This window comes from Actinacidiphila paucisporea (assembly GCF_900142575.1).
Lineage (GTDB): Bacteria > Actinomycetota > Actinomycetes > Streptomycetales > Streptomycetaceae > Actinacidiphila > Actinacidiphila paucisporea.
Genome location: NZ_FRBI01000035.1, coordinates 1 through 24,189 on the forward strand (window position 1 = coordinate 1; position 24,189 = coordinate 24,189).

A 24,189-nucleotide genomic window follows, 5' to 3' on the forward strand; every position below is an offset into this window, starting at 1 on the left:
GTCAGCACCGTCTTGGCCCGCACACCATTGCGGGAGTTGCCGCTGCCCGCACCGGCCGGGTCGTGTTTTTCGTAGCCGAGGTGGTCGGTGATCTCGCCCTCCAGGGCGGACTCCAGCACCCGCTTGGTCAGCTGCTGCAACAGCCCGCCCTCACCGGTCAACTGCAGCCCACCTGCACGGGCCCGGTCCACCAACTGGCCGATCAACTGCTCGTCCAGCACATCCGCCGGCAACTCGACCGGGCGTACATCCTCAGCCGCCTCGACAGAGGCGATCACGTCGCTCATCAGGTGCTTCCTTGATCAGGAGATACACCGGTCACCGTACAGACCCGGTCGAGGCCCTCAAATTCGCCGACCACCAGCTCGGCCATCTGCCGCCCCACGACTGGTCGGCCTGAGACGGTTCATGATCTCCACTCAGCCCGACAGGCAGACCAGCGGCCCGACCCGACACCCGCGTCCCGGCCGGTCACGGGCCTCTGACCGGTGGGTGCGGTCGAGCGAGGCGCGCAACGCCTGTACGCCCGCCCCAAGGACCGCAGCACACCGCCGCGGTCCTTGAATGCGTCAGCCCTATGAATTCGGTGGTGGGCCGCTGATCCGGACGGCTCTGTCTAGCTATTGGGGTTGAGGGCGCCGTCGAACTCGAAGACGGGGTTGGGGACGTCCTTGCCCGTCTTGTCGGTGATGGTGGCCTGGCCGATGAGCTTGGAGGGGCCGCCGGCGACGTAGCTGGAATCCGCCTTAATCTGGAGCTCGAACTTGCCGGTCTGGACCTTGTTGTGGTCGTCGTGGAAGGTGATCTTGCAGATCCAGTCGGCGCCGGAGCCCACGTCGGCGACCTTCGGACCGCCGCGGTCGCACTTGGCGGAGGGGGCGATGCCCGTCACGGTGATGCCGGGGATGCCGAGAATGTGGGCCCGTTGGACATACAGGTTGGCGAACGTGGGGGCCAGGGCTCGTTCGACACGGACCTTGGTCACGTCAGGGCTTCCTGCGGCGGTGGTGGCGGTGATCGCCGCGGCTGCGGCGGCCAGGCTCAGGCCGACCTTGAGGATGCGGGTGCGGTTCATGGGTCAGCCTCCGGTGATGTCGCGGCGACGCAGGGAGAAGAAGGCGAAGCCCAGGCACACGACTGTCCACGCGGCGCTGACGCCCAGTCCGAAGGTGAGCGGGCCGTAGAAGGGGGGCTCGGTGAGCAGGCCGTGCCAGGAGTCCAGCGGGGTGGTCAGCAGGAACCGGCGGGTGAGGTCGAATCCGCCGATGGTGCCGAGCAGGCCCATGACCAGGCCGAGAACCACGGGCGCCGCGACGCCGGCGGAGGGGTTGCGGGTGACGACGGACAGCAGGATGGCCAGTGTGGTGAAGCCGATCAGCGGCGGCAGGGCGGTGGCCCAACTGGCGATGACGAGTTGCAGCGCGTGCGCGGACGCGAGGGGCTGGCCGCTGAGACCACTCAGGGGCTGGGTCCCGATGAGGAGCATGCTGGCGACGATCGTGGTGGCGGCGAGGACGACGATCTCGGCAATGGTGAACATTATCGCGGTGACGGTCTTGGCCCAGAAGATCTGGCTGCGGCTGACCGAGCGGGTCAGGATCGTCTTCCAGGTGCCGTGCTGGTCCTCGTTGGCGAAGATGTCGCCGGCGACCAGGGACGCCAGCACGGGAAAGATCCACTGCGAGGCGAAGGCGAGCAGGAACAGTGGCATCGCGTAGCCGCTGGTGTGGATCTGCCGGCCGTAGATCGTGTCGCTGGGCGTGGTCTGCTGCCCGTTGAAGATCAGCACGATGGCAATGGGGCCGAGCACGCAGCCCAGCAGGGTGTAGCGGCTGCGGGCCTGCGCGGCGAGCTTGGTGATCTCCCAACGCAGGACGGTGGCCGTGCCCGGTCGGCGGGCCGGCCTCAGTGCTTCGGGGGCCGTCTGCGGGGCGTCGGGCGCGGTGAGGGTGGATGCGTTCACTGGTGTGCTCCGCTGGTGGCCGGGGTGGCGCCGTCGAGTGCGGCCGTGTGGGTCGCGGGTTCGGTGAGCATGAAGAACAGGGCTTCCAGCGGGGTCTCGTCCAAGCTCAGCCCGCGCATGGCTATCCCCGCACCGACGATGTCCGCGACGAGGCTGTCGATGCGGTCCTGCGTGCCGCGCACCGCGAGGCCCTCCTCGGTACGGGTGACGTCCAGGTCCCGGGCGCGGGCGAGTTTCTCCGCGGCGTCGTCATCGGTGGTCGCGATGCGGTGCGCCTGTGCGGGCGCCTGCTCACGCAGCGCGGCGATCGAGCCGTGGTAGACGACCGATCCGGTGCGCATGATGGTGACGTCGTCGCAGATGTGCTCGACCTCGCCCATGTCGTGGCTGCTGAGCAGCACTGTCAGACCACTGGCGGCCAGGCGCTTGACCAGCGCGCGCATATCGCGGATACCCGCGGGGTCGAGGCCGTTGGCAGGTTCGTCCAGTACGAGCAGCCTGGGGTCGCGCAGCAGGGAGGCGGCGACACCGAGTCGCTGGCGCATCCCGAAGGAGTAGCCGCCGACCTTCCGGCGCTGCCGCTCGGTGAGGTCGACGGTGTCGAGGACCTCGTCGATACGGGTGGGCGTGGTTCCGCCGTCCAGACCGGCCAGGAGTTCCAGGTTCTTGCGGCCGGTCAGTCCGGGATAGAACTTCGGGCTCTCGATGAACCCTGCGACGCCCTCCAAGACACCGATGCCATGGGACTCCCAGGAGCGGCCGAACACCTGCAAGGTTCCGCTGTCGGGGCGGATCAGTCCGAACAGCATCCGCAGGAAGGTCGTTTTGCCCGCGCCGTTGGGGCCCAGGATCCCGTAGACCTCGCCCTCGGCGACCTGGACGCTGATCCCGCCCAACGCGGTCACGTTACCGTAGATTTTGGTGAGGTCGGCGGCATCAACCGCCAGCACTTCGCTCATGCGCCCGGACGCTAGAGATCGGACATGAAAGTGCGATGAAGCCCAGCGGCGCGCCAGACGGCCGGGACCGACCCCGTAGCGTCCGACAGAACCGGCGCGACGTGATTGCGGGCAATTCGGGGATCAGGCCGTGGCCATCGGCAGGACGACGGTGACCGTGGTCCCCGTGCCCGGATGGCGACAGGTCGGGTGGGCGGGGTGTCCTGCCCCGTGGTGGTGTGCGGTACCGGAACACATGCGCAGCTCGCCGTGGTGGGCCCGCACGATGGATTCGACCAGGGACAGCCCCAGTCCGCTGCCTGGCGAGGTGCGGGAGGCGTCCGCACGGCTGAAGCGTTCGGTGGCGTGCGGAAGGAATTGCGGCTCCATGCCGGAGCCGTTGTCGTGCACCGTGATCACGGCCAAGTTTTCCTCCTCGCGGGTGATGACGCTGACGGTTCCCGTGCCGTGGCGCATGGCGTTGTCCAGGAGATTGGTGACCACCTGTCCCAGCCGGGCGGTGTCGCCGTGCACGATCAGTCCGCGCGCCGTGTCGGCGAGCACCAGCCTGTCCCGGTGGGAGGCGGAGGCACGGTGGCGGTCGACGAACCCCTCCATGAGCCGGCCGAGATCGATCGCGGGCGCCGTGCGGCTGTCGAAGCTCTCGACGCCGACGCTGAGCAGCATCTCCGCCAGCGTGATGAGGTCGGCGGTGTCCGCGGCCGCGGCCCGCAGTGTGTGCTCCATCTCCTCCGCGGTGCGCGGCCGGCGCAGCGCGAGCTCCAGCTCGGTCGACAGCAAAGTAAGCGGGGTGCGCAGTTCGTGGCTGGCGTCGTTGACGAACCGCCGCTCGCGCTCCACGGCGTCTTCCAGCGCAGAAAGCATGTCGTTGAGGGTTCGCCCGAGGCGTGCGACCTCGTCCTGGGCGGTGTCGGGCACGGCCAGCCGCACCCCGGTGGCGCCGCCGGCGATCCGGGCGGCCTCCACCCGGTAGCGCTCCACCGGCAGTAGGGCGGCACGGGCAAGCCGGTACCCAACCAGCGACGCTATGACGAGCGTGGCGACATCGGCCAAGGCCAGCTGACCGATCAGCTCGCGCAGCGCCTCGTCGCGCTGATCCCGGCGGACCGCGACCACCACGACGGCAGGCCGTCCCGCAGGCGGCCTGGCTCCTGCTCCCAGTGGCACGGCGTACAGGCGCTGTGGTCTGGCGCTGATCGGGAGCAGCGCCCCGCGGTCCCGCCGCTGAGGCCGCCCCAGCGCCGAAGCCAGCTCCCGCGGGCGCAGGAGGGAGGTGTTGACGACGCCGGGGCCGTGGGCCATGACCCGGTTGCTGGAGTCAAGGACCTGGAAGTAGGAGCGGATGGCCGTCGCGTCGGTGACGGTTCCCCGTACCGGTGAGACGTGTGCTGCCACCAGCTGCGCTTCGTCGCTCAGGTCTTCGTTCAGCCGCAGGTCCAGCGCGTACTGCACGCGCAGGTAGACGAACGCGCCGGCGCCGCTGAGGACCAGCAGGATGGCCACGCAGAAGCCGGCCACCAACCGGACCCTCAGCGGGAGACGCCCCCAGGACGGCAGCAACCGTGCCCGGCGGGGCATCCACCGGCGGCGGCGCAGCGCCGCCTCTGGGGTGGTGGGCAGGGCGGTGTCCGGGACCGCGGCCACGTCAGCCACCGTCGGGCTGGAGGCGGTATCCGGCGCCGCGCAGCGTTTCGATGGCGTGCCGTCCGAAGGGCCTGTCGACCTTGGCCCGCAGACTGGCGATGTATACGTCGATGACATTGGATTTGAGATCGGTCTCGCCGTCCCACACCTCGCTGAGGATCTCGTACCGGGTGACGCAGCGGCCGGCCCGGCTGAGCAGCAGGACCAGCACGTCGAATTCTCGTGCCGAGAGGACCACTTCTGTCTCGCCGCGGAAGACCCGACGGCGGCCGGGGTCGAGGACGAGGTCACCGGCGTGCAGGTCGGCGGCGGTCGCGTCGACGGCGCGCCGGTGGAGCGCCCGCAGCCGGGCGAGCAGTTCGTCGAAGGAGAACGGCTTCGGCAGGTAGTCGTCGGCACCGGCATCCAGGCCGGCGACCCGGTCGGGTATGCCGCCACGGGCGGTGAGCATGAGCACCGGCACGCCGCGGCCGCGGTTCCGTATCTCCTGGCAGACGGCGATGCCATCCAGCCCTGGCAGCATCACGTCCAGCACCACGCTGTCATGGTCGCCGCTCAGCGCGGCCTGCAGCCCCTCGGGACCGGTGTGCCGTACGTCCACGATGTGCCCGGCCTCACGCAGACCACGAGCGAGCAGGTCCGCCAGACGCGGCTCGTCTTCCACTACAAGAACGCGCACCGCACCGCCCCCCGTGCGTCCCGATTCTCCTCGGCGAGTTCCAATATCCGTTCCGAATCCTGCAGAGCACGGCCAGGGTCTGCAGGAGCGGCGCGCAGGCACTCCCCGGTGATGTTCATGGACGGCAGCATATGGAGCGTCGGGTCCCGGGTCAGTGGTGGCCGTGACGATTTCCGACATGCCCGCCTGCCGAAGAACGCTGCCCATTCTCATGGGTGTGGCCCGCCTGGTGGTGGCCGGCATCGGGTGAGCCGCCCATCATGCGCAGCATCGCCGTGCCGCCGGTGCGGAAGAACCGCCACAGCAGGACCGCGGCCAGGGCGAGGAAGGCGATGTTCAGCACGGAGGTGTAGTTCCAGGTGACGCCCTGCATGGGGACTTTGGCGGCGGCCAGGTCGGGGATGAGGCCGAGGCCGCCGAAGACCAGCTCGACCACGTAGCCGGCCACGACCATGGCGGCGTAGAACGTGCCGAGCAGGAACAGCGCCATGCGGGCGCCGTAGTACTTCCGGTAGATGTTCAGGATCGGCAGGATCAGCAGGTCGGCGAAGATGAACGCGACCACGCCGCCGAAGCTGATGCCGCCCTTCCACAGCACCACGGCCAGCGGCACGTTCCCGATCGAGCACACGAACGAGGCGATCGCGACCAGCGGGCCCACGAGCGGCCCCCACACCTTGGACGCCAGCGGGTGACCTGAAAAGAAGAAGTGCCGCCAGAACGCGTCCGGGACCCAGGCTGCGATCGCCCCGGCGATGAGCAGGCCGATCACCAGGTCCCGCAGGATCGCGGCCCACTCCATGACGAAGACGTGGGCGGTGGAGGTGAAGCCCTCGCGCGACAGCAGCCTGCGGGCGAAGGAGCCCTGCCGCTGGACGGACATGTCCATCGCGGCGTGGCCCTCCATCGACCCGGCGACGCCGCGTTCAGCCTGCTCGCGGGCCTGGTGCAGCAGGCGCTCGCGCAGCAGCAGCCGGAACAGCACGGCCAGCACGACGATCATGACGGGGCCGCCGACGAACTCCGCGAGCGTGAACTGCCAGCCCATCAGCAGCGCCAGAATCACCCCGAGCTCGACGACCAGGTTGGTCGAGGCGATCTCGAAGGCCATCGCCGCGGTGAAGTTCGCGCCCTTGCGGAACAGCGAACGCGCCAGCGCAACCGCGGCGTAGGAGCACGAGGACGACGCCATGCCCAGGCCGGCCGAGACCGCCAGCGTCTTCGGACGGTCGTCGCCGAGTAGGGAGACGATCGTGGACCTGCGGACCACCGCCTGCACGACGGCGGACAGGGCGAAGCCCAAGATCAGCGCCCAAGTGATCTCCCAAGTCATCGAACCGGTGATCGACAGCGCGTGCAAGATCGCGTGCATGTGTCAAAGCCTCCCCAGCATGACGGGCGGGACACCGCCCCGGCACTCCCAGTACAGGGTGGCGTGGGGGCGCGTCGGGGCGGGGGCGCCGTCCCAGACGGGCGGCGCCCCCGCCTGTGGTTCAGCCGACGTTCATGGTGAGCGCGGCGGTGTGCAGGGTGCCGGCGGTCTGAAACTGCAGGAACAGCCGCCAGTTGCCGGCCTTGGGCAGTTGCGCGTGGAAGGACAGGTCCGGGCCGCCGTGGTCGCCGTCGACCATCGTCGTCGGGTGAAGGTGCGCGAACGCGGCGTCGCCGGCGTGGAAGGCCGTCAGGTGGGCGTAGGTGTCCAGGTACGGTTGCAGGTCGGTGACGGGCTTGCCGCCCTTGGTGATCGTCACGGTCAGCGGGTGCTCCATCCCGGCCCTCAGCTCACCATTGACGGTCACGGTGTACCCGTCGACCGTCGTGGAGCCCGCGGCCGCCGGCAGCGGGGTCTGCGAGGCGCTGCCGGGGACGGTGACGGTGCGCGAGAGGACGAACGCGGTGCCCTTGCCGGGGCCGCTGTCGGGGGTGAAGGAGGCGAACACCCGCCACGCCCCGGGCGTGAGCGCATCCAGGGACGCGGTCCAGGTGCCGTCCTTGGCCATGGTCGGGTGGAAGTGCTGGAAGCCGGTCAGGTCCGAGCGGATGGCGTAGAAGTGCAGCCGCTTGGTCTGGTCGACCGCGTACGCGGTCACCGGAGAGCCGTCCGGACCGGTCACCGAGAACCGGTACGACGCCTTCGTCCCCACGGGAAGCGTGGCGGTACTGCTGGTGAGGCGGTAGCCGTTCTGGGAGTCGGACAGGCCGTTGCCGCCGGCCATCTTGTCCATGCCCGGCATGGACGGGTCTTCGTGCGAGGATCCTGCAGGCGAGGGCATGGCGCCGGTGGTCGAAGGCATCACGCCGTGGTCCATTCCTGGCATGGACGAGGAGTCGTGGGACGAGGAGCCGCAGGCCACCAGGATGAGCGAGAGCGCGGCGGTCAGGCCGGTCGCCGCGAGGATCCGGAGACGCTGGGCTGGACGAGAAGATCGTGCAGAAGCAGACATGGCAGTGAGGTCTTTCCGGGTGGGCGCGCCTTCCCGGCGCGCGAAACTGATCAGGGGAGCCGTGGCCGCCCGACCTCTTGGCCGGTACGACAGAGCCCTGATCAGGTCCGCGCGACGCTCACCTGGAGCAGGAGGCCGCGCCCGCCTGGTGGCGGTGGCCCGCGACGGGTCGCTCTGCCACGTACCAGCACACGGCCGGCAAGCCCCGCCAGCGCCTGGGCCGCGACGATCACCGTCAGCGCCCTGAACGGCAGCACGGGACGCCCATGGGCGGGAGTGGACAGACACGTCACGCCGTGCGCCATCGGCGGCGCCCCAGCTCGTACGGCCTGTCCGCTGCCGGGATGCGTCATCGCTTCATGGCTGCCGAACGCCGCGGAAGGCGGTGCGGTGCCAGGGTCACTTCCCGCGGACATGGGAACGGACATGGATGCGGAGAGGTCGCCGTGGCAGCCGTTGGCGGCGGAGGCCGGGGAACCGTGCATCAGGAACAGGCCTGCCAGGACGACACAGATCGCGAGCACCCGGGCAGTGCCCCGCCTGCCGACCTGCCTGCTGCCCTTCATGGCCCGCGCCTCTTTACTCGTCTCGACCCGGCCCGCGCCCGAGGGCGACGGCGGATGCGACCATACCCCGCCCCGGTAACAGGCGCCCGGGCACATTGCGCAGCCCGGCCTCGCGGAAGCCGCCTTCGCTCAGCCGTTCAGCAGGCGATGTGGTGGGCGAGCCGAGCGTGCGGGTCGTCTACGGCGTTGGGGTGTGGAGATCTAATGCCTCGACTTCTCCCGATATAGCTCGTGTCGCCACGCCATCGCGACGGCAGGCGGACCGTGGCGCCGGCGATCCTTTTCGAGAACTAAGTAATTTCCGTTTTCCCCCTGCCTGCCACCATTCAGCTACTGATCCGCGCCCGAGGGTGCGTCGTAGGCGCTGAGTAGGTTTTCGATGCGTTGGTTGTTGATGGATTGGCGGTCGTAGAGGCATTTGGCGTAGCGGGTGAGGAGGACTTCGACGCTGTTGCCGGCGCGTTGGGCGACTTCGGCGGGGTCGGCGCCGGCTGCGAGCCAGGTCGACAGGGCGGAATGGCGCAGGTCGTAGGGGCGTTTGCCGAGCGGTGTCGCGGCGAGTTCGGGAGGCAGGGCGAGAGCGCGGGCGTCTTTCCAGGCGCGGTGCAAGGTGGTGTAGCCCAGGATGGCGCCGCGTTCGGTGAAGAACAGCCGCCCGTCCGGTGCGGTGCCGAACATCCGGACGCTGCCGCGCCAAATAGCCACCAGATAGGGTGGGAGGGGGACGATGCGGACCTCTCCGGGCGGGCGGCTCTTCAAGCCGCGGTCGTCGTGCATCTCACCCGAGTCGGTCCACCTCTTGCCCGCCTGCGGACGGGTACGGTGCAGAACCAGCCGGCCCCAGCCGCTGACGGGCAAGGTGCAGTCCGCCAGGGTCACCGCGACGGCTTCCTCGGGTCGCAGCCCGGCGTAGTACATGCCCGCGAACAGTCCGACCAGCCGGCGCCCCCTGGCCCGCTTGAACCCGCCGACGTAGGACAGCGCGGCCAGCAGATCCCCGGCCTGCTGGGGATTGACCACCACCCGCGGGTCGACCGCACTGGCCTGCTTCGGTACCCGCCACCGGATCCGGTCCAGCGGGTTGCTGCCCAGCTCCCCCTGCTCGATCGCGTGATACAGGGCGTTCACCAGGATCCGGCGCTTGCGGCTCACCGTGTCCGGCGCCGCGGGACCTCCGTCGCGCTTCAGCGACAGCGCCTCGAGCACACCGCGGGCGACGGCCGGGTCATACAGGTCGATCAGCGGCCGGGACGCCTTCGCTACCCACGCCAGCACCAGCCGGTCCTGCGCCGGTATCTCCCGCGCCTCCGCACCCGGCACCACGAACGCCCACGAGCGCAGCGCACGGTGGAGCACTGTCTCGCCCGGCCGACCGGGAATGTCCCACAGCATGGACCGGGTCACCAGCGTCAACGCCTCGCTCGTGCTGTTCCGCGTGGTCGCCGCCCGCCCTACCCACCGGTCCCAGGCGTAGGCGGTGGCGAACGCGTACCACGTCAGGTCCGACGGACCCCGCAGCCCGTACACACCCTGCCCGGCCGGCAACAGGCTCGCCCGCAGCGCACGCGCCAGCTCCGCACCGAACTCCCCCGCCACCGCGGCAACACCCCGGCCCCGCTCCACCGGAACGTCATGCCGGAACTCCCGCCCCCGCCGGCGACCGATCACCAGACCGCCACCCGGCACCGCCATCCCACCCTGCACCAACTGCTGCACCATGCCAGTCCCCTCACGTCGAGAAGGAAGGACTGCCCACCCACACCCCCGCTCGCCCGGGCGCGCAGAAGCACACACCGGCGCGAAAGCACCAACCACACTCCCCTCACCAGGGCCGCAGACATGCGTCAGCCCAGGTAGACGCTCCACGGGAGGCCAGGGACATCACACCGTGTGATCACCCTTGCATGGGGGCCGCTCCGCCCTGCCTCACATCGACTGCAAAGGCGGGACTTCCAGGACGCCGGCCGGGTATACATGACCCGAGACCACCAGAAGAGAACCAGCTGACGGAAAATCAGATACGACGTCGGAGCGCGTGGCGTATTTGTGGCGCGAAATGCATGACGAAGCATCAGAGAAAGCTGTGGCCTGCGGAAACTCCGGAAAGAGCGCCGGCTCCGAGTCGTTGCTCCTGAAAAACGGGCTCTGTGTGACGCGAAGTTTGTAGGGTTACAACAGGCCTTCGCCGCTTCGCGTCTTAGCACGTAGGACACCGCAATGAGGAGTAGACAGGGGCCTATTTACACTGTTGGCCGAGCGCTCAGCGGCGACGCGCTGCGCTGTGTGGGTGAGGAAGACGAGGGATGCCCCCTTGCCACTTCACCGAGCTGGCGGTATCGCAGGGTGCGGAGAGTCGGCAGTGCGGTGCACTCGCTGTCGGTAGCGGCAGGTCGTCCAGACCCTGGTCCGGCGCCAGCGGCACGCTCCCGCTCCTCACCCGCCTCCACAGTCCAGCGACACCGCACCGTAGGGCTCTACCCAACCAACGCCCCGTTTGCTGGACATCGATGGAATAACGGTTGAGAGGACGTCCCTGCCAGGCCGGTGGCACTGGGCTAGTACCGGAACATGACTTCCACTGCGTCTGCTTCGTGGACTTCTTGCGGCGATGGTGCGGGAACGGCGGATCCCTACGCGGGATGCAGCGGGGTCACGGTCGCCCTTTCTCCTCGGTGCCTGGCCCATGCCGCCGCCACGGAGCAGTCGGCATACCTGGCGTCTCTGTCCCCGGGCGCCAACCTGGACCTTCGGGGGACCACCATCACCGGGGACATGCTGAGGCGGATCCTGAAGCATCTGACCGAGCCCATAACCGGAAACGCGACCATAGGAACGGCCCGGTTCGACATGGCCGCCTTCAGCGAGGCAGCCGCGTTCGACTCGGTCACCTTCACCGGTGACGCCTCGTTCCGATCGGCCACCTTCAGCAGCACCACGCGGTTCCGGTCGACCACCTTCGGCGGGAACGCCGTGTTCGACGCAGCCACCTTCAGCAGCGGCGCCTGGTTCGGGTCGGCCGCCTTCGGCGGGAACGCCGAGTTCCGGTCGGCCACCTTCAGTACGGAGGCCAGGTTCAGCCTGGCCACCTTCAGCGCGGACGCGGTCTTCGAAGCCGCCACTTTCGGCGGGGACGCCGTCTTTGAGGGCACCACCTTCTACGGAGACGCCGTGTTCAAGGCCGCGGCCTTCAGCACGGACGCCTGGTTCGACTTCGCCGTCTTCAACGCGAAGGTGGGGCTCGGCTTGGCCACCTTCACGGGGAATGCCATGTACAGGTCGGCCACCTTCAGCGCGGACGCGGTCTTCGAGACTGCCGCTTTCGACGGGGACGCCCTCTTCGAGGCCGCCACCTTCTACGGAGACGCCGTGTTCACATCGGCCACCTTCGGTGCAGGCACCAGGTTCGAAAGGGCCGCCTTCCGCCGGAACGCCATATTCGGATCGGCGGTCTTCGAGAGCGCTGACGAGCTGGGACCACTGATGTGCGCGGAGACGCTGGACTTCTCCGTAGCGTCGTTCTCCGCTCCGGTCACGGTGCGGGCCGCGGCGAAAAGAGTGGTGTGCCGACGGACGCGATGGAGGGAAAAGGCCACAGTGTGGCTGCGTTATGCCGAGCTAGACCTGAGCGATGCTGTCTTCGATCGCCCTCTGACCGTCGCCGGGCGACCGCGCCCTTTCCCCACCGCCATGGGAATACCGATGGACGACAGTGCATTGGCCGCCGTGCAGGAACGGGCGCGGGTCGCTTCGGTACGCGGCGTCGATGCCGCCCAGTTGGTCTTGGCCGATGTTGACCTGACCGGCTGCTTGTTGGCCGGCACGGTCCATCTCGACCAGCTCCGCCTGGGCGGCGACTGCCTGTTCGCGAGCACGCCGGCCGGTATCCACTGGCGCGGCTGGTGGCCGGTGCGGCAAACCCGCCGCAGCACCGTGGCAGACGAGCAGCACTGGCGCCACACGCAGCCCCGCACTGTGCCCGGATGGATGCCCGCACCCCCCGGAGGCGCGATCGACATCGTCCAGCCCGCGGCACTGGCAACCATGTACCGGGACCTGCGCAAGTCGTACGAGGACAACAGCAACGAGCCGGGGGCAGCGGACTTCTACTACGGCGAAATGGAGATGCGTCGCGCCGATGCCCGTACCGCTCCAGCCGAACACGCCCTGCTGACCGCCTACTGGGCATTGTCCGGCTACGGTCTTCGCGCCACCCGCGCCCTGGGCTGGCTGCTGGTGGCCGTCACCCTCACCATGCTGCTGATGACGACCTGGGGACTACCCCGCAACGACACTCCCACGACAAGCACCGGCACCCTCACGGGCCAACGCATCGCCTTGACCACGGTCAACCCCGACCCGGCCAATCCCAGCGGGCCGGTCACGCACCGCCTGACCAGGCAACGGCTTGAAAAGAGCCTGCGCGTCGTCATCAACTCCGTCATCTTCCGCTCCTCCGGACAAGACCTCACCACCGCCGGCACCTACACCGAAATGCCCGCTCGCCTCACTGAACCCGTCCTCCTCGGACTTGCTGCTCTCGCCGTCCGCAGCCGCATCAAACGCTGACCCCCCGACCCGCGGGACGCGGGACCGGCACCCCCCGCGTCGACCGGAGCGGTAGTGCTGCGAGACCGCCGCATCAGACCGTTGCGGATCGCTCGCGCGAGTGTGGTCAATTCACCGATCGGGGCAGCGCGGGTCAGCGGGCGTCAGCGACGATGTGTCCGGGCGGTCCGGGCAGCGGCGGTGGGGCCGGGCCGATAACGTGTCGGATCAGGACAGGGGTGGAAGGGCGCGTGATGGTGGGGGACGACCGGTTAGGTGTGGTGCTGGTCCACGGCTTCAACTCCGGGCCGCAGACCTGGGGACTGCTGCGGGAGCAGATCGAGCAGGACCGCACGCTGGGCTTCGCGCGGGTGCTGCCCTTCGCGTTCGCCACGGGAGCCGCCCGGTGGAACCCGCTGCGGCCGCTGCAGGTGCTTCCGGAGATCAGCACCGTGGCCGACAGCCTCAAGGAGTACCTGCAGACCGAAGGCGGCCAGTTCACCGATCTGGTCGTGATCACGCACAGCAGGGGCAGGCTGGTCGTCCAGCGGTACCTGGCGCGGATGCTCACTGACGGCCACGGCCGCGAGCTGGCCCGGATCCGCAGGGTGGTGATGCTGGCCTGCCCCAACGACGGATCCCAACTGCTGCTGTCACTGCGCCGTGTCGTCTTCGGCCGCTCCGGCAGGCACCCGCAGGAAAGAGATCTTCGGCCGCTAAGCGACCAGGTCATCGACACCCGCCGGATCATCGTCAACAGCGTGCTGCACGCAGCCGACGTCACCGACCGGACGTGCCCCATCCCGTTCTACGTCTACGCCGGAGAGAGCGACCGCGTCGTGCCGGTGGCCTCGGCCCGGTCCGTCTTCCCCGACGCCGCCGTCCTGCCCGGGGACCACTTCAGCATCCTCGCAACCAGCACCACCGAGCACCGCACCTTCACCACGGTTCGCCGTCATCTGCACGAGACCGCAGTCCTCACCGGCAAGCCCATCGGCGCCGCCGCCCCTCCCGCGCCTCCCTCGGCAGCCGACCGGGGAACTCGACCCGGCCCGCTGGTGCCAGCCCCCGAGCCTGCGGTTCCCAGCGTCCTGAAGGCAGTACAGCGCCTCCTGCGCCCACCGGCCGCCCCTATCTCCGCCAGCAGCAGCGCACCGGCGCACCAGCATCACCGGCCCTACACACTGCTTGCCGAACTGACGGGCCACACACACGCCGTCTCCGGTCTCGCGTTCTCCCCCGACGGCAGCGTGCTGGCCTCCGCCGGCTACGACGCGAGAGTGCGGCTGTGGAACCTGGTCACCCTCCGCCCCGTGGACCCTCTCCTGGACCACTCCGGCTTGGTGGGCGCGGTGGCGATCTCACCCGACGGAAGGCTGCTGGCCACCCGCTGCGGGGGCACAGTGCAGCTGTGGGACCCCTCGACGCATCAGCGGCTTGGCAACCCCTTGCGCGGTCGGATCGCCTGGCATGTCACCGCGCTGGCGTTCTCCCCCGAAGGAGGCCTGGCCATCGCGAGCAGCAAAAAAGTGCGCCTGTGGGACACCGCCGCACGCAAGCCCGTCACCGAGCCCCTCGCCGGCCACACAGGTTCTATCAGCTCGTTGGCGTTCTCCCCCGACGGCCGCCTCCTGGCCACCGCAAGCCGTGATCGCACCGTGCGGCTGTGGGACACCGCCACCGGCCAGCCGGCCGGAGACCCTCTTACCGGCCACACCCGTGCAGTCAATGCGGTGGCGTTCTCCCCCGACGACAGCCTCCTGGCCACCGCAAGCGACGACGAGAAGGTGCGACTGTGGGATCCCGTCACCCGCCAACCCGTGGCGGCCCCCCTCGCCCACACCCGTTCGGTCAACGCGGTGGCGTTCTCCCCCGACGGTAGCCTCCTGGCCACCGCAAGCAATGACAGCACAGTGCGGCTGTGGGACCCGGGCACCTGTCAGCCCGCCGGGGAGCCCCTCACCCACACCGATTGGGTCAAGGCGGTGGCGTTCTCCCCCGACGGCAGCCTCCTGGCCACCGCCTGCGACGACAGCACGGTGCGGCTGTGGCAGACATAGACAGCCGAATGCCCCCTGCCGTCGGACCGTGATCACCAGCGCACCACCCCGGAAGCAGGTGGCCACCGGGGTCGGTTGTCTCCAAGCAGCACTCCACCCGGCGCAACCCCGAGGGTCGTTTGCTCCTAAGCAACGGGGGTGTACCTGCGCGAACACACCACTCTGGCAAAGATCGCTGCCGGGTTCGGGATCGGCGAGTCCACCGCCCACACCCACATCAGCGGGGTCGTTGGCCTGCTCGCCGAACGTGAACCGGGCCTACTGAAGACGCTGCGCGAGCATGAGCCTGACTTCGTCCTTCTCGACGGGACTCTCGCCGAGTGCGACCGGGTCGGCGACGGCCGGGCCGACTACTCCCACAAGCACCGGCGCCACGGCGTGAACGTGCAGGTCCTCACCGATCCCGGCGGCCGGCTGCTGTGGCTCTCGCTCGCCCTGCCGGGCCTCCTCGCCTATTTGATCAAGACTCGGACAGGCCCCTTCATGAAAATCCGAGGCCAGACCGGCCCGACGGTCACCCCTCGGCCGAAGGGCGGCCTGATTGCCCTACCGCCACCAACTCCCCATCGCAGTGGACCTGTCATCTGATATCGAGCACCGCCCCGGCCGGGCGCTCCCCTACAGGGCCCGCGTGCGATGGATAGACCCCCACACCAAACGGCGCACGTCGCTCTCCCAATCCCACTCGACCGAGGACGACGCGAAGGAGTGGCTCGACGCACTCCTGAGCTCAGCTGCCCGCGGAATCGACCCCACAGCCGCCACCCAGACCCTCGCCGAGTACGGCAACACCCACATGACACTGGCCCTACCGGGCCTCGAACCGAAGACCACCGACCCCTACCTGGGCGGATGGCGCCTGCGCGTCGTGCCGGCACTGGGGCACCTTCCGGTGACCATGGTGACCAACGGAGCCGTCGACCGCACCACCTACGCCTGGATAGCCGACGGCGAAGGCCGCTCCACCGTCAAGAACACCCTCGCCGTCCTGGTCCGCGTCATGGAGCAGGCCGTCCGAGATGGGCTGATCACCACCAACCCCGCCCGCATCAAGGGCTGGCAGCGCCAGTACCAGCTGGCCGAGGACGAACTCGACGACCCCCGCTCGCTCGCCCTGCGCGACTGGGCCGCCCTGCAAGAACTCGCCACCGCCCTGGTCGCCCGCTCCCATGAGCAGTACCCCGGCTGGGGCGACGTGGTCACCTTCGCCGCCTGCACCGCCGCCCGCATCGGGGAAGTCTCCGGAGTGAGGGTCAAGGACATCGACACCAGGAACTGGATCTGGACGCTGCGCCGTCAGAACACCCCCTCCCCCGGCGGCCTCGCCGACAAGAACACCAAAGGCAAGACCGCCCGCCGCGTCCCCCTCATCGAGGAGATACGCCCCTTGGTCGCCCAACGCATGCTCGTACTGCGGGACAAGCCCGACGCCCGCCTGTTCACCGGACCACGCGGCGGACGCATCACCACCGCCGTCCTGCGCGACGCCACCCACTGGGACGAAGTCGTCCACTCACTCGGCTACGACCACCTGCGCCGCCACGACCTCCGCCACACCGGCCTGACATGGATGGCCGACGCCGGAGTGCCCCTGCACGTCCTGCGATTGATCGCCGGACACGGCTCCCTGCACACCACCCAGCGCTACCTCCACCCCGACCTGCACACCGTCATGCACGCCGGCCGCACCATCAGTACCCACCTGACCAAGTCGCCCGCACTGCCGCCGCCCTCCCCCGGGCTGTCGGCAACCCTCCGCCGCTTGTAGGAACCGCACAATCCGCTCCCCCACGGCGTGATCATGGTCCCCAGCGAAACAGGCTCTGATCTGCGGCTTTTCCTGAGCCGAGGTCCCCCAGTGGTCCCCCGCTACTGACCCGTCATCAGACGAACATCGTTGCCATAAAAAGCAAGAGGCCCACTGACCTGGCAAAATGCCAGTCAGTGGGCCTCTGTGCACCGTCGGGACGACAGGATTTGAACCTGCGACCCCCTGACCCCCAGTCAGGTGCGCTACCAAGCTGCGCCACGTCCCGGTGCTTGGCCGGTCCCGGGTTGTTGTTCCGGGGAGGCCGTGCACGAGAACAATACCTCACGTCGGGAGGTGTTCGCTCGCACGCCGGGGGTGGGGGGTCACGCCTCGTGGTCGGGGGGTGACGCGGGGGGGATCGAGGCGGGTGCGGGTGGGGTCTGGGTGGGCTTCGGCGGGGTGGGGGTGGGCTTCGGGAGGCGTGGGACGGACTCGCGGCGGGCGTCTTCCGCGCTGTTCTGGGCGCCCAGGGAGCCGAAGTAGAAGCCGGCGACCGTGGCCAGGACGGTCATCAGGGAGGTCACGATGGTCTTGCGGAGGTCGCCGGAGTCGGGGCCCGAGGAGAGCATCGCGACTGCCAGGGCGAAGCCGACCAGGGCGAGGATGAGGACGGCGATGATGCTGCGGGTCAGGCCGCGGACGCCGCGGGGTTCGCGCAGGTCGCGGAGGAAGTCGCGGATCTCGTGGTCGGTGGCCGCGCGGTCGATCAGCTGGTCGGTGAGCTGGCGGCGCCAGGCGGTGGCCCGGCGGACGTCCATGATCAGCGGTACGACGGCCACCGCGGCGGCGACCACGACCACGATCGCGATCAGGATGAAGGCCGAGCCGCCCGTGAGGCCGCTGATCGGCTCGGCGGCGGCGGCCGTCGATGTGACCGCCGTCACGGCGGGTGAGTGAGTCATCGAGCTGTCCCCCCAGTCATTTCGGGCGGGCAGGATCCCAGTGGCCCGACAGGGCGGTCAAGTCCGTTGCCCGGCAGTGGTGTTCGGATTCCGGGGGGCGGTCGGCGGAAATCGATGATCGTTACATCTAGCGGCGGGCCCGCCACCTCAGCAGAATCGGTACCGGGGATCGACCGGGCCGGACCGGAGCGGCGCGTTCGACACCAGCGGATCCGGGAACTGAGGAGCAGCGACGATGCACGAGGCGGAGCCGTCCGCGGCCGTTCCGTACTACGAGGACATGGCCCCCGGCTCGGGAGCGCTCCCGCCGCGGGCGTGGTGGGCGGTGTCCGACGCGCGGCGGGTGGGCCTCGGCGGTGCGTGGCGGTTCCGGCTGTCGGCCACCGCGGAGGCGGAGGACGACTCCTTCGCCCGGCCGGGTTACGACGCCGCCCACTGGGACGTGCTGCCAGTGCCGTCGCACTGGCCGCTGCAGGGGCACGGGCAGCCCGCGTACACCAACGTCCGCTACCCCTTCCCGGTCGACCCGCCGTACGTGCCGACCGAGAACCCGACCGGGGACCACCTGCGCGTCTTCGACCTGCCGGACGACTGGCCGGGCGGGGCGGCGGTGCTGCGCTTCGACGGGGTGGACTCCTGCGCCCGGGTGTGGCTGAACGGGACGGAGCTGGGCACCTTCAAGGGCAGCAGGCTGCCGGTGGAGTTCGAGGTCGGCGAGCTGCTGGAGACGCGCGGGAACGTGCTGGCGGTACGGGTGCACCAGTGGTCGTCGGGCAGCTACCTGGAAGACCAGGACATGTGGTGGCTGCCGGGGATCTTCCGTGAGGTCACGCTGATCGAGCGGCCGGAGGGCGCGGTCACCGACTTCTTCGTGCACTGCGGCTATGACCACACCACCGGCACCGGCACCCTGCGGGTGGACTGCGAGCCGGGCGGCACGGTCACCGTGCCCGAGTTGGGGCTGGACGTCCCGACCGGCGAGTCGGTGACGGTGCCCGTCGAGCCGTGGTCGGCGGAGCTGCCGCGGTTGTACGACGCGGAGCTGGCGACCGAGGGAGAGCGCATCCCGCTGCGGATCGGCTTTCGTACCGTCGCCGTCGAGGACGGGCTCCTCAAGGTCAACGGGCGGCGGATCGCCTTCCGCGGGGTGAACCGGCACGAGTTCGACCCGGACCACGGGCGCGCCCTGCACCAGGAGACGATGCGCGACGACCTGCTGCTGATGAAGCGGCACAACATCAACGCGGTCCGCACCAGCCACTACCCGCCGCACCCGGCGTTCCTGGACCTGTGCGACGAGCTGGGCATGTGGGTGATCGACGAGTGCGACCTGGAGACGCACGGATTCCAGGAGGTCGGCTGGCGCGGCAATCCGGTGGCCGACGAGCGCTGGACGCCGGCGCTGCTCGACCGGGCGGCCCGGATGGTGGAGCGGGACAAGAACCACCCGTCGGTGGTGATGTGGTCGCTGGGCAACGAGTGCGGCACCGGCGCGGGGCTGTCCGCGATGGCGTCCTGGATCCGGGAGCGGGACCCGGCCCGGCCGATCCACTACGAGGGCGACCTCAGCTGCGCCGACACCGACGTCTACTCGCGGATGTACGCCGACCACGCCGAGTCCGAGCTGATCGGCCGCCGCGCCGAAGCGCCGCTGGCCGACGCCGAATTGGACAAGCGGCGGCGCAACATGCCCTTCCTGCTGTGCGAGTACGCGCACGCGATGGGCAACGGGCCCGGCGGGCTTGCCGAATACCAGCGGATCTTCGACACGTACGAGCGCTGCCAGGGCGGTTTCGTCTGGGAGTGGATCGACCACGGGCTGCGGCGCAGGACCGCGGACGGGACGGCGTACTTCGCCTACGGCGGGGACTTCGGCGAGGAGCTGCACGACGGGAACTTCGTCTGCGACGGGCTGCTCTTCCCCGACCGTACGCCGTCGCCCGGCCTGGTCGAGTACAAGAAGGTGATCGAGCCGGTACGGATCGAGGGCGACCCGGTGCGCGGGCAGGTGACGGTGACCAACCGGCATGACTTCGCGGACCTTTCCGGGCTGGCCTTCAGCTGGACCTACGAGGTGGCGGGGGTGGTCGGCGACGCGGGCCGGTTCACGGTGCCGCCCACCGGGCCCGGTCGCAGCGCGGTGCTCGACCTGCCACTGATGCCCCGCCACCCCGCCGACGCCGGCGACCCGACCGGCGAGGCGTGGTGGACGGTACGCGCGGTGCTGGCCGAGGACACCGCGTGGGCGCCCGCCGGGCACGAGGTCGCGTGGACGCAGTTCGCGGCGGCGCCGCGGGCCGTCGACGGCCCGGGAACCGGCGCCCGGGTGCGCCGGGACGGCGGACCGCACTCCCCGCGGCTGGCCGAGGGCGGCATGGTCGTCCTCGGCCCCGGCACCTTCGACGCCGCCACCGGAGCCCTGCGCTACCTCGGCGGCAGCGAGGTGCAGGCCCCGCGCCTGGACGTGTGGCGGGCGCCGACCGACAACGACCGCGGCATGCCCTGGTTTCCCGACAGCCAACTCGACCGCGGATGGCGGGAGTCGGGCCTGCACCGGATGCGGCACCGGGTGGTGCGGGTCGCGGCCGGCGGCGACACGCTGACCGTCACGACCCGGGTCGCCGCGGCCGCCGCCGACCGCGCCCTGCTCACCGTCTGCACCTGGCGGGCCACCGGCGACCGGCTGCGGCTGGACGTCGCGGTGACCCCGGAGGGCGACTGGCTGCTGCCGCTCCCCCGGCTCGGCGTACGGCTCGGCCTGTGCCCCACGCTGGACTCCGTCGAGTGGTACGGCGGCGGGCCCGGCGAGGCGTATCCGGACAGCCGGACCGCGGCCAGGATCGGGCGCTGGCACGCGTCGGTCGACGAGCTGCAGACCCCGTACGTCCGCCCGCAGGAGAACGGCGCCAGGCCCGACGTGCGCTGGGCGGAACTGCGCAGGGCCGACGGCTCGGGGCTGCGGATCGAGGGGTCGCCGGCCTTCTGGCTGACCGCCCGGCCGTGGAGCACCGAGGCGCTCGACGCGGCGGAGCACACCTACGACCTGGCGCGGTCCGAAGTGCTGTGGGTGCATCTGGACCACGCCCTGCACGGCCTGGGCAGCGCGTCCTGCGGCCCCGAGGTGCTGCCCGGCTTCCGGCTGGAAGCCGCGCCCGCCGCCTTCTCCTTCACCTTCGTCCCGCTGGACGCGACCGAGCCCGGTCGGTCCGCCGAGCAGCCCCTTCAGCCCGATGACCTGGAGCAGCAGTGACCCGTACGATCCGCCCCTACCGGCCCGAGGACCTGCCGGCGCTCTACGACATCTGCCTGCGCACCGGGGCCGCCGGCGGCGACGCGAGCGCGGACTACCCCGAGGAGGACCGCGACCTGCTCGGGACGCTCTTCGCCGCGCCTTACGCCGTCCTGGAGCCGGAGTCGGTCTTCGTGGTGGACGACGGGCACGGGCAGGCGGTCGGCTACGTGCTGGGCACCGCCGACACGGCCGGTTTCGTCAAGCGCTTCCGCGACGAGTGGCTGCCCACGGTGGCCGACCGCTGGCCCGCGCCGGACGGCGAACCGGCCACGCCGAGCGAGGTGATGGCCTCGCTGCTGCACACCCCGGAGCGGATGGTGGTGCCTGCGCTGGCCGGCTACCCGGCGCACCTGCACATCGACGTGCTGCCCGACTTCCAGGGCGCGGGCAACGGGCGGGCGCTGATGGACGCCTTCCTCGGCTCGCTGGCCGAGCGCGGGGTGCCGGCCGTGCACCTCGGGATGCTCACCGAGAACGTCGCGGCCCGCGCCTTCTACGACCGGCTCGGCTTCCACGAGATCACGGTGCCGGAAGCGGGCGTGCTGACGTATCTGGGGCGGGCGACCTCGTAGTGACCGGAGGGCCTCGTAACGGCCGGTCCGGGCCGACGTCGTAGCGTTCCCGAACGCCGGCCGTGGGCGTACGGCCGCCGGCTACTCGGGGCGGGCCGCCTCGAAGCCGCCGGCCGCGTGTTCGGTCCCGGCGCCGACCGGGCGCTCGGCCCCGGTACCGGCCGTACGCTCCGGGTGCGCGGGCCAGCCGCCCGCCGGGACGACGGCGACCTCGCGCCACCACCAGTCGTCGGGCTGCGGGTCGGCGGGCTCGAAGGGCGCGCCGACCCGAGGGACGGCGATCTTCGAGCCGGTTCCGCGGGCCGCGGCCACCGTGCCCTCGGCGGGGTCGGCCCAGGCGTGCTGGGCGAGGTTGAAGGTGCCCCAGTGGATGGGCAGCATCACGCCGCGCGGGGTGCCGCCCGACAGGTCGGTGTGCGCCCGCATGCCCTCGGCCGGGGTCATGTGGATGTCGGGCCAGAACTCGCTGTAGGCGCCGACCTGGATCATCGTGGCGTCGAAGGGGCCGTGCTCGGCGCCGATGTCGGCGAAGCCGGGGAAGTAGCCGGTGTCGCCGCTGTGGAAGATCCGGTGGGTGCCGTCGGTGACCGCCCAGGACGCCCACAGGGTCTGCTGCCGGCCGCGCAGGCCGCGCCCGCAGAAGTGCCGGGCGGGGGTGGCGGTCAGGTGCAGGCCGGCGATCTCGGTGGACTCGTTCCAGTCCAGCTCGTGCAGCCGGGCCGCGGGCACTCCCCAGTGCTCCAGGTGCGCGCCGACGCCCAGCGGGACCGCGAACACGACGTCGCTGCGGACGAGTTCGAGGATGCTCGGCATGTCGAGGTGGTCGTAGTGGTCGTGCGAGATCACCACGACGTCGAGTCCGGTCAGCGAGCCGAGCGGGACCGGCGCGGGGTGCATGCGCCGCGGGCCGGCGAAGGGGAAGGGAGAACAGCGCTCGCCCCACACCGGGTCGAACAGCACCCGGCGGCCGCCGATCTCGGCCAGCACGGTGGAGTGGCCCATCCAGGTCAGCCGCAGCCCGGACGCGGGCGGCACCGCGATGTCGGCGAGCGTCGTGGGGTGCACCGGGATCGGCCTGGCCGGCTTCCTCGGCACCCGGGCCTCCTTGCGGAGGGTCGCGGGCAGTGACTTGAAGAATTCGCTTCCAGGGCCGGGGCGGGCGCCGACCGGGTTCACGAAAGCGCCGTCCGCGTAGTTCGGCGACCGAAGGATACGGTCGAGGCGCGCGCCCGTGGGGTCGGCCCCGAACGCCGCGGGGCGCGCTTTCACGAGGCGGGACGGCTGACGGCCGGCGCCGGTCACGTTTCCTCCAGGTACACAGACGTCCTGATCGGCGGAATATCCGCCTGTTCCATTATGCGGGCGCGACCGGATCTTCACGGAGGCGCCCCGCGGCGCCCGCCCGGGCCCCGCGGCACTGCTCGGGCGCGGGCTCTGCGCGGCGCCCACCCGGCTCCCGCGGCGCCGCTCAGGCGGGGGGCCCTGCGCGGTGCGCTGCCTGCCCGCGGCCGGGTCGTGCGGGCGCGGGAAGACCGGGCCTGGTGGCGCATCTGCCCGGGTCGAGGGCAGACGTGCTGGTCACAGCCGTGCCGACCGCGGGTCAGATGGCGCAACACAGTGGCAACACCATCCGGGCGCGCTCGTCGGTATGGTCCGTGCACGGCGGCGACGTCGCCGTGGGAGCGGGACGAGACCGAAGCGGAGAAGTCGATGGCAGCCGACCGCACGCAGCAGCGTCCCGCGGGCGCCGCGCGGCGGCGGCTGCGGGCGGACCAGGCACGGCAGTTGGCGGATCTGCTGCGGCAGCAGGTGCTCGGGCAGGTCTTCGCGGGCGGCGTGCTGCCGCACGAGGACGCGCTCGGGGCGGAGTACGGGGTGTCGCGGAACACCGTGCGGCAGGCGCTGGACCTGCTGCGCGCCGAGCACCTGGTGGAGCGGGTTCCGGGGCTGGGCACGGTCGCCGTGGGGCAGAAGTATCCGCACGGTCTCGACCGGCTGATGGGGCTGGCGGAGACGCTGCACGGGCACGGGCAGGTCAGCAACGAGGTGCGCGCGCTCGGCCCGGTGCGCGCGCCGGCCGCGGTCGCGTCGCGGCTGCGGATCAAGGAGCACGACGACGTGCTCTACATCGAGCGGTTGCGGCGGCTCGACGGCCTCCCGCTGTCGCTCGACCTCACCTACATCCCGATGGACCTGGGCATCGGCCTGCTCGATGCCGATCTGGAGAACAACGACGTCTTCCGGCTGCTGGAGCAGGTCGCGGGCCGGCCGCTCGGCACCGCCGAGATCACGCTGGAGGCGGTCAGCGCCGACCTGCACTCCGCGACCGTGCTCGAAGCGCCGCGCGGCGCCGCCCTGTTGATGCTGGAACGGCTCACCCATCTGTCCGACGGCCGCCCGGTGGACCTGGAGTTCGTCCGCTTCCGCGGCGACCGGATCACCATGCGCGGACTGCTGCACCGCAGCTCCTGACCACCACCTGAGCGCCACCACACCCCCTTCCTGGAGACAGCCATGCCTGTCGTGCCGCAGCGCGCCGACGTGCCCGTGACCATCGACGAGTCCCTGTGCATCGACGGCTGCACGCTGTGCGTCGACATGTGCCCGCTGGACTCCCTGGCGATCAACCCGGAGAGCGGCAAGGCCTTCATGCACGTCGACGAGTGCTGGTACTGCGGCCCGTGCGCGGCCCGCTGTCCGACCGGTGCGGTGACCGTCAACATGCCCTATCTGCTGCGTTGAGAGGTGCTCGG

Annotated in this window: 19 protein-coding genes, 1 tRNA gene and 1 pseudogene; 8 read left to right on the top strand and 13 right to left on the bottom strand. The window is 70.4% G+C overall.

Annotation, left to right across the window (positions count from 1 at the left end; translation table 11 throughout):
* The 10 genes from BUE44_RS32015 to BUE44_RS32060 form a co-directional block, all read right to left on the bottom strand.
* Positions 1–287 (bottom strand): transposase (locus tag BUE44_RS32015; protein ID WP_200804594.1); only part of this gene is annotated, 287 nt, incomplete at its 3' end.
* Between the two features lie 329 nt (positions 288–616).
* The gene (locus tag BUE44_RS32020) at positions 617–1,075 is read right to left on the bottom strand and encodes a hypothetical protein (protein WP_073502529.1); all 459 of its coding nucleotides are present in this window, start codon (positions 1,073–1,075) and stop codon (positions 617–619) included.
* A gap of 3 nt (positions 1,076–1,078) precedes the next feature.
* Positions 1,079–1,963, bottom strand: a complete 885-nt coding sequence (locus tag BUE44_RS32025) for an ABC transporter permease (protein WP_073502530.1) — start codon at positions 1,961–1,963, stop codon at positions 1,079–1,081.
* Positions 1,960–2,922, bottom strand: coding sequence for an ABC transporter ATP-binding protein (locus BUE44_RS32030; RefSeq protein WP_073502531.1), 963 nt, complete (start codon positions 2,920–2,922; stop codon positions 1,960–1,962). The genes BUE44_RS32025 and BUE44_RS32030 overlap by 4 nt, the downstream gene beginning before the upstream one ends.
* Before the next feature lie 123 nt (positions 2,923–3,045).
* Positions 3,046–4,566: a sensor histidine kinase gene (locus BUE44_RS32035; RefSeq protein ID WP_159450323.1), complete on the bottom strand. Its 1,521-nt coding sequence runs from the start codon at positions 4,564–4,566 to the stop codon at positions 3,046–3,048.
* A 1-nt stretch (position 4,567) separates the two neighbouring features.
* Positions 4,568–5,245 (bottom strand): response regulator transcription factor, encoded by a 678-nt coding sequence (locus BUE44_RS32040; RefSeq protein WP_073502532.1) that lies wholly within the window; start codon positions 5,243–5,245, stop codon positions 4,568–4,570.
* Positions 5,246–5,396: 151 nt separating this feature from the next.
* Complete coding sequence (locus BUE44_RS32045; RefSeq protein ID WP_073502533.1) at positions 5,397–6,617, bottom strand: permease; 1,221 nt, start codon at positions 6,615–6,617, stop codon at positions 5,397–5,399.
* A 121-nt stretch (positions 6,618–6,738) separates the two neighbouring features.
* Positions 6,739–7,539 carry a FixH family protein gene (locus BUE44_RS32050; RefSeq protein ID WP_235002677.1) on the bottom strand — a complete coding sequence of 267 codons (801 nt, stop codon included), beginning with the start codon at positions 7,537–7,539 and terminating at the stop codon, positions 6,739–6,741.
* Between the two features lie 251 nt (positions 7,540–7,790).
* Positions 7,791–8,255 carry a hypothetical protein gene (locus BUE44_RS39015; RefSeq protein WP_073502535.1) on the bottom strand — a complete coding sequence of 155 codons (465 nt, stop codon included), beginning with the start codon at positions 8,253–8,255 and terminating at the stop codon, positions 7,791–7,793.
* A 330-nt stretch (positions 8,256–8,585) separates the two neighbouring features.
* A complete protein-coding gene (locus BUE44_RS32060; RefSeq protein WP_235002679.1) occupies positions 8,586–9,974 on the bottom strand; it encodes a tyrosine-type recombinase/integrase in 1,389 nt (462 codons plus the stop codon).
* 1,053 nt (positions 9,975–11,027) lie between these two features.
* On the opposite strand from BUE44_RS32060, the gene BUE44_RS32065 reads away from it, so the two are divergent.
* The 4 genes and pseudogenes from BUE44_RS32065 (at position 11,028) to BUE44_RS32080 (ending at position 16,628) form a co-directional block, all read left to right on the top strand.
* Positions 11,028–12,821 carry a pentapeptide repeat-containing protein gene (locus tag BUE44_RS32065; RefSeq protein ID WP_079190277.1) on the top strand — a complete coding sequence of 598 codons (1,794 nt, stop codon included), beginning with the start codon at positions 11,028–11,030 and terminating at the stop codon, positions 12,819–12,821.
* Between the two features lie 233 nt (positions 12,822–13,054).
* Positions 13,055–14,860: a WD40 repeat domain-containing protein gene (locus BUE44_RS32070; protein WP_143172636.1), complete on the top strand. Its 1,806-nt coding sequence runs from the start codon at positions 13,055–13,057 to the stop codon at positions 14,858–14,860.
* 138 nt (positions 14,861–14,998) lie between these two features.
* Positions 14,999–15,367: pseudogene (locus BUE44_RS32075) on the top strand (transposase family protein); the annotation flags it as partial.
* Between the two features lie 34 nt (positions 15,368–15,401).
* Complete coding sequence (locus BUE44_RS32080) at positions 15,402–16,628, top strand: tyrosine-type recombinase/integrase (protein WP_073502538.1); 1,227 nt, start codon at positions 15,402–15,404, stop codon at positions 16,626–16,628.
* A 194-nt stretch (positions 16,629–16,822) separates the two neighbouring features.
* Here BUE44_RS32080 and BUE44_RS32085 read toward each other — a convergent pair.
* Positions 16,823–16,896, bottom strand: a tRNA-Pro gene (locus tag BUE44_RS32085).
* A 97-nt stretch (positions 16,897–16,993) separates the two neighbouring features.
* Positions 16,994–17,572 carry a hypothetical protein gene (locus BUE44_RS32090; protein WP_143172637.1) on the bottom strand — a complete coding sequence of 193 codons (579 nt, stop codon included), beginning with the start codon at positions 17,570–17,572 and terminating at the stop codon, positions 16,994–16,996.
* A 235-nt stretch (positions 17,573–17,807) separates the two neighbouring features.
* Here BUE44_RS32090 and BUE44_RS32095 point away from each other — a divergent pair, with 235 nt between their 5' ends.
* A complete protein-coding gene (locus BUE44_RS32095; RefSeq protein ID WP_079190278.1) occupies positions 17,808–20,822 on the top strand; it encodes a glycoside hydrolase family 2 TIM barrel-domain containing protein in 3,015 nt (1,004 codons plus the stop codon).
* Positions 20,819–21,436: a GNAT family N-acetyltransferase gene (locus tag BUE44_RS32100; protein ID WP_073502540.1), complete on the top strand. Its 618-nt coding sequence runs from the start codon at positions 20,819–20,821 to the stop codon at positions 21,434–21,436. The genes BUE44_RS32095 and BUE44_RS32100 overlap by 4 nt, the downstream gene beginning before the upstream one ends.
* Positions 21,437–21,517: 81 nt before the next feature.
* Here the strand turns inward: BUE44_RS32100 and BUE44_RS32105 are convergent, their stop codons facing one another.
* A complete protein-coding gene (locus tag BUE44_RS32105; protein ID WP_073502541.1) occupies positions 21,518–22,738 on the bottom strand; it encodes an MBL fold metallo-hydrolase in 1,221 nt (406 codons plus the stop codon).
* Positions 22,739–23,146: 408 nt separating this feature from the next.
* On the opposite strand from BUE44_RS32105, the gene BUE44_RS32110 reads away from it, so the two are divergent.
* Both BUE44_RS32110 and BUE44_RS32115 read left to right on the top strand, forming a co-directional pair.
* Positions 23,147–23,908, top strand: a complete 762-nt coding sequence (locus BUE44_RS32110) for a GntR family transcriptional regulator (RefSeq protein WP_073502542.1) — start codon at positions 23,147–23,149, stop codon at positions 23,906–23,908.
* 42 nt (positions 23,909–23,950) lie between these two features.
* Positions 23,951–24,178 (top strand): 4Fe-4S dicluster domain-containing protein, encoded by a 228-nt coding sequence (locus BUE44_RS32115; protein WP_073502543.1) that lies wholly within the window; start codon positions 23,951–23,953, stop codon positions 24,176–24,178.
* Positions 24,179–24,189 lie beyond the last annotated feature (11 nt).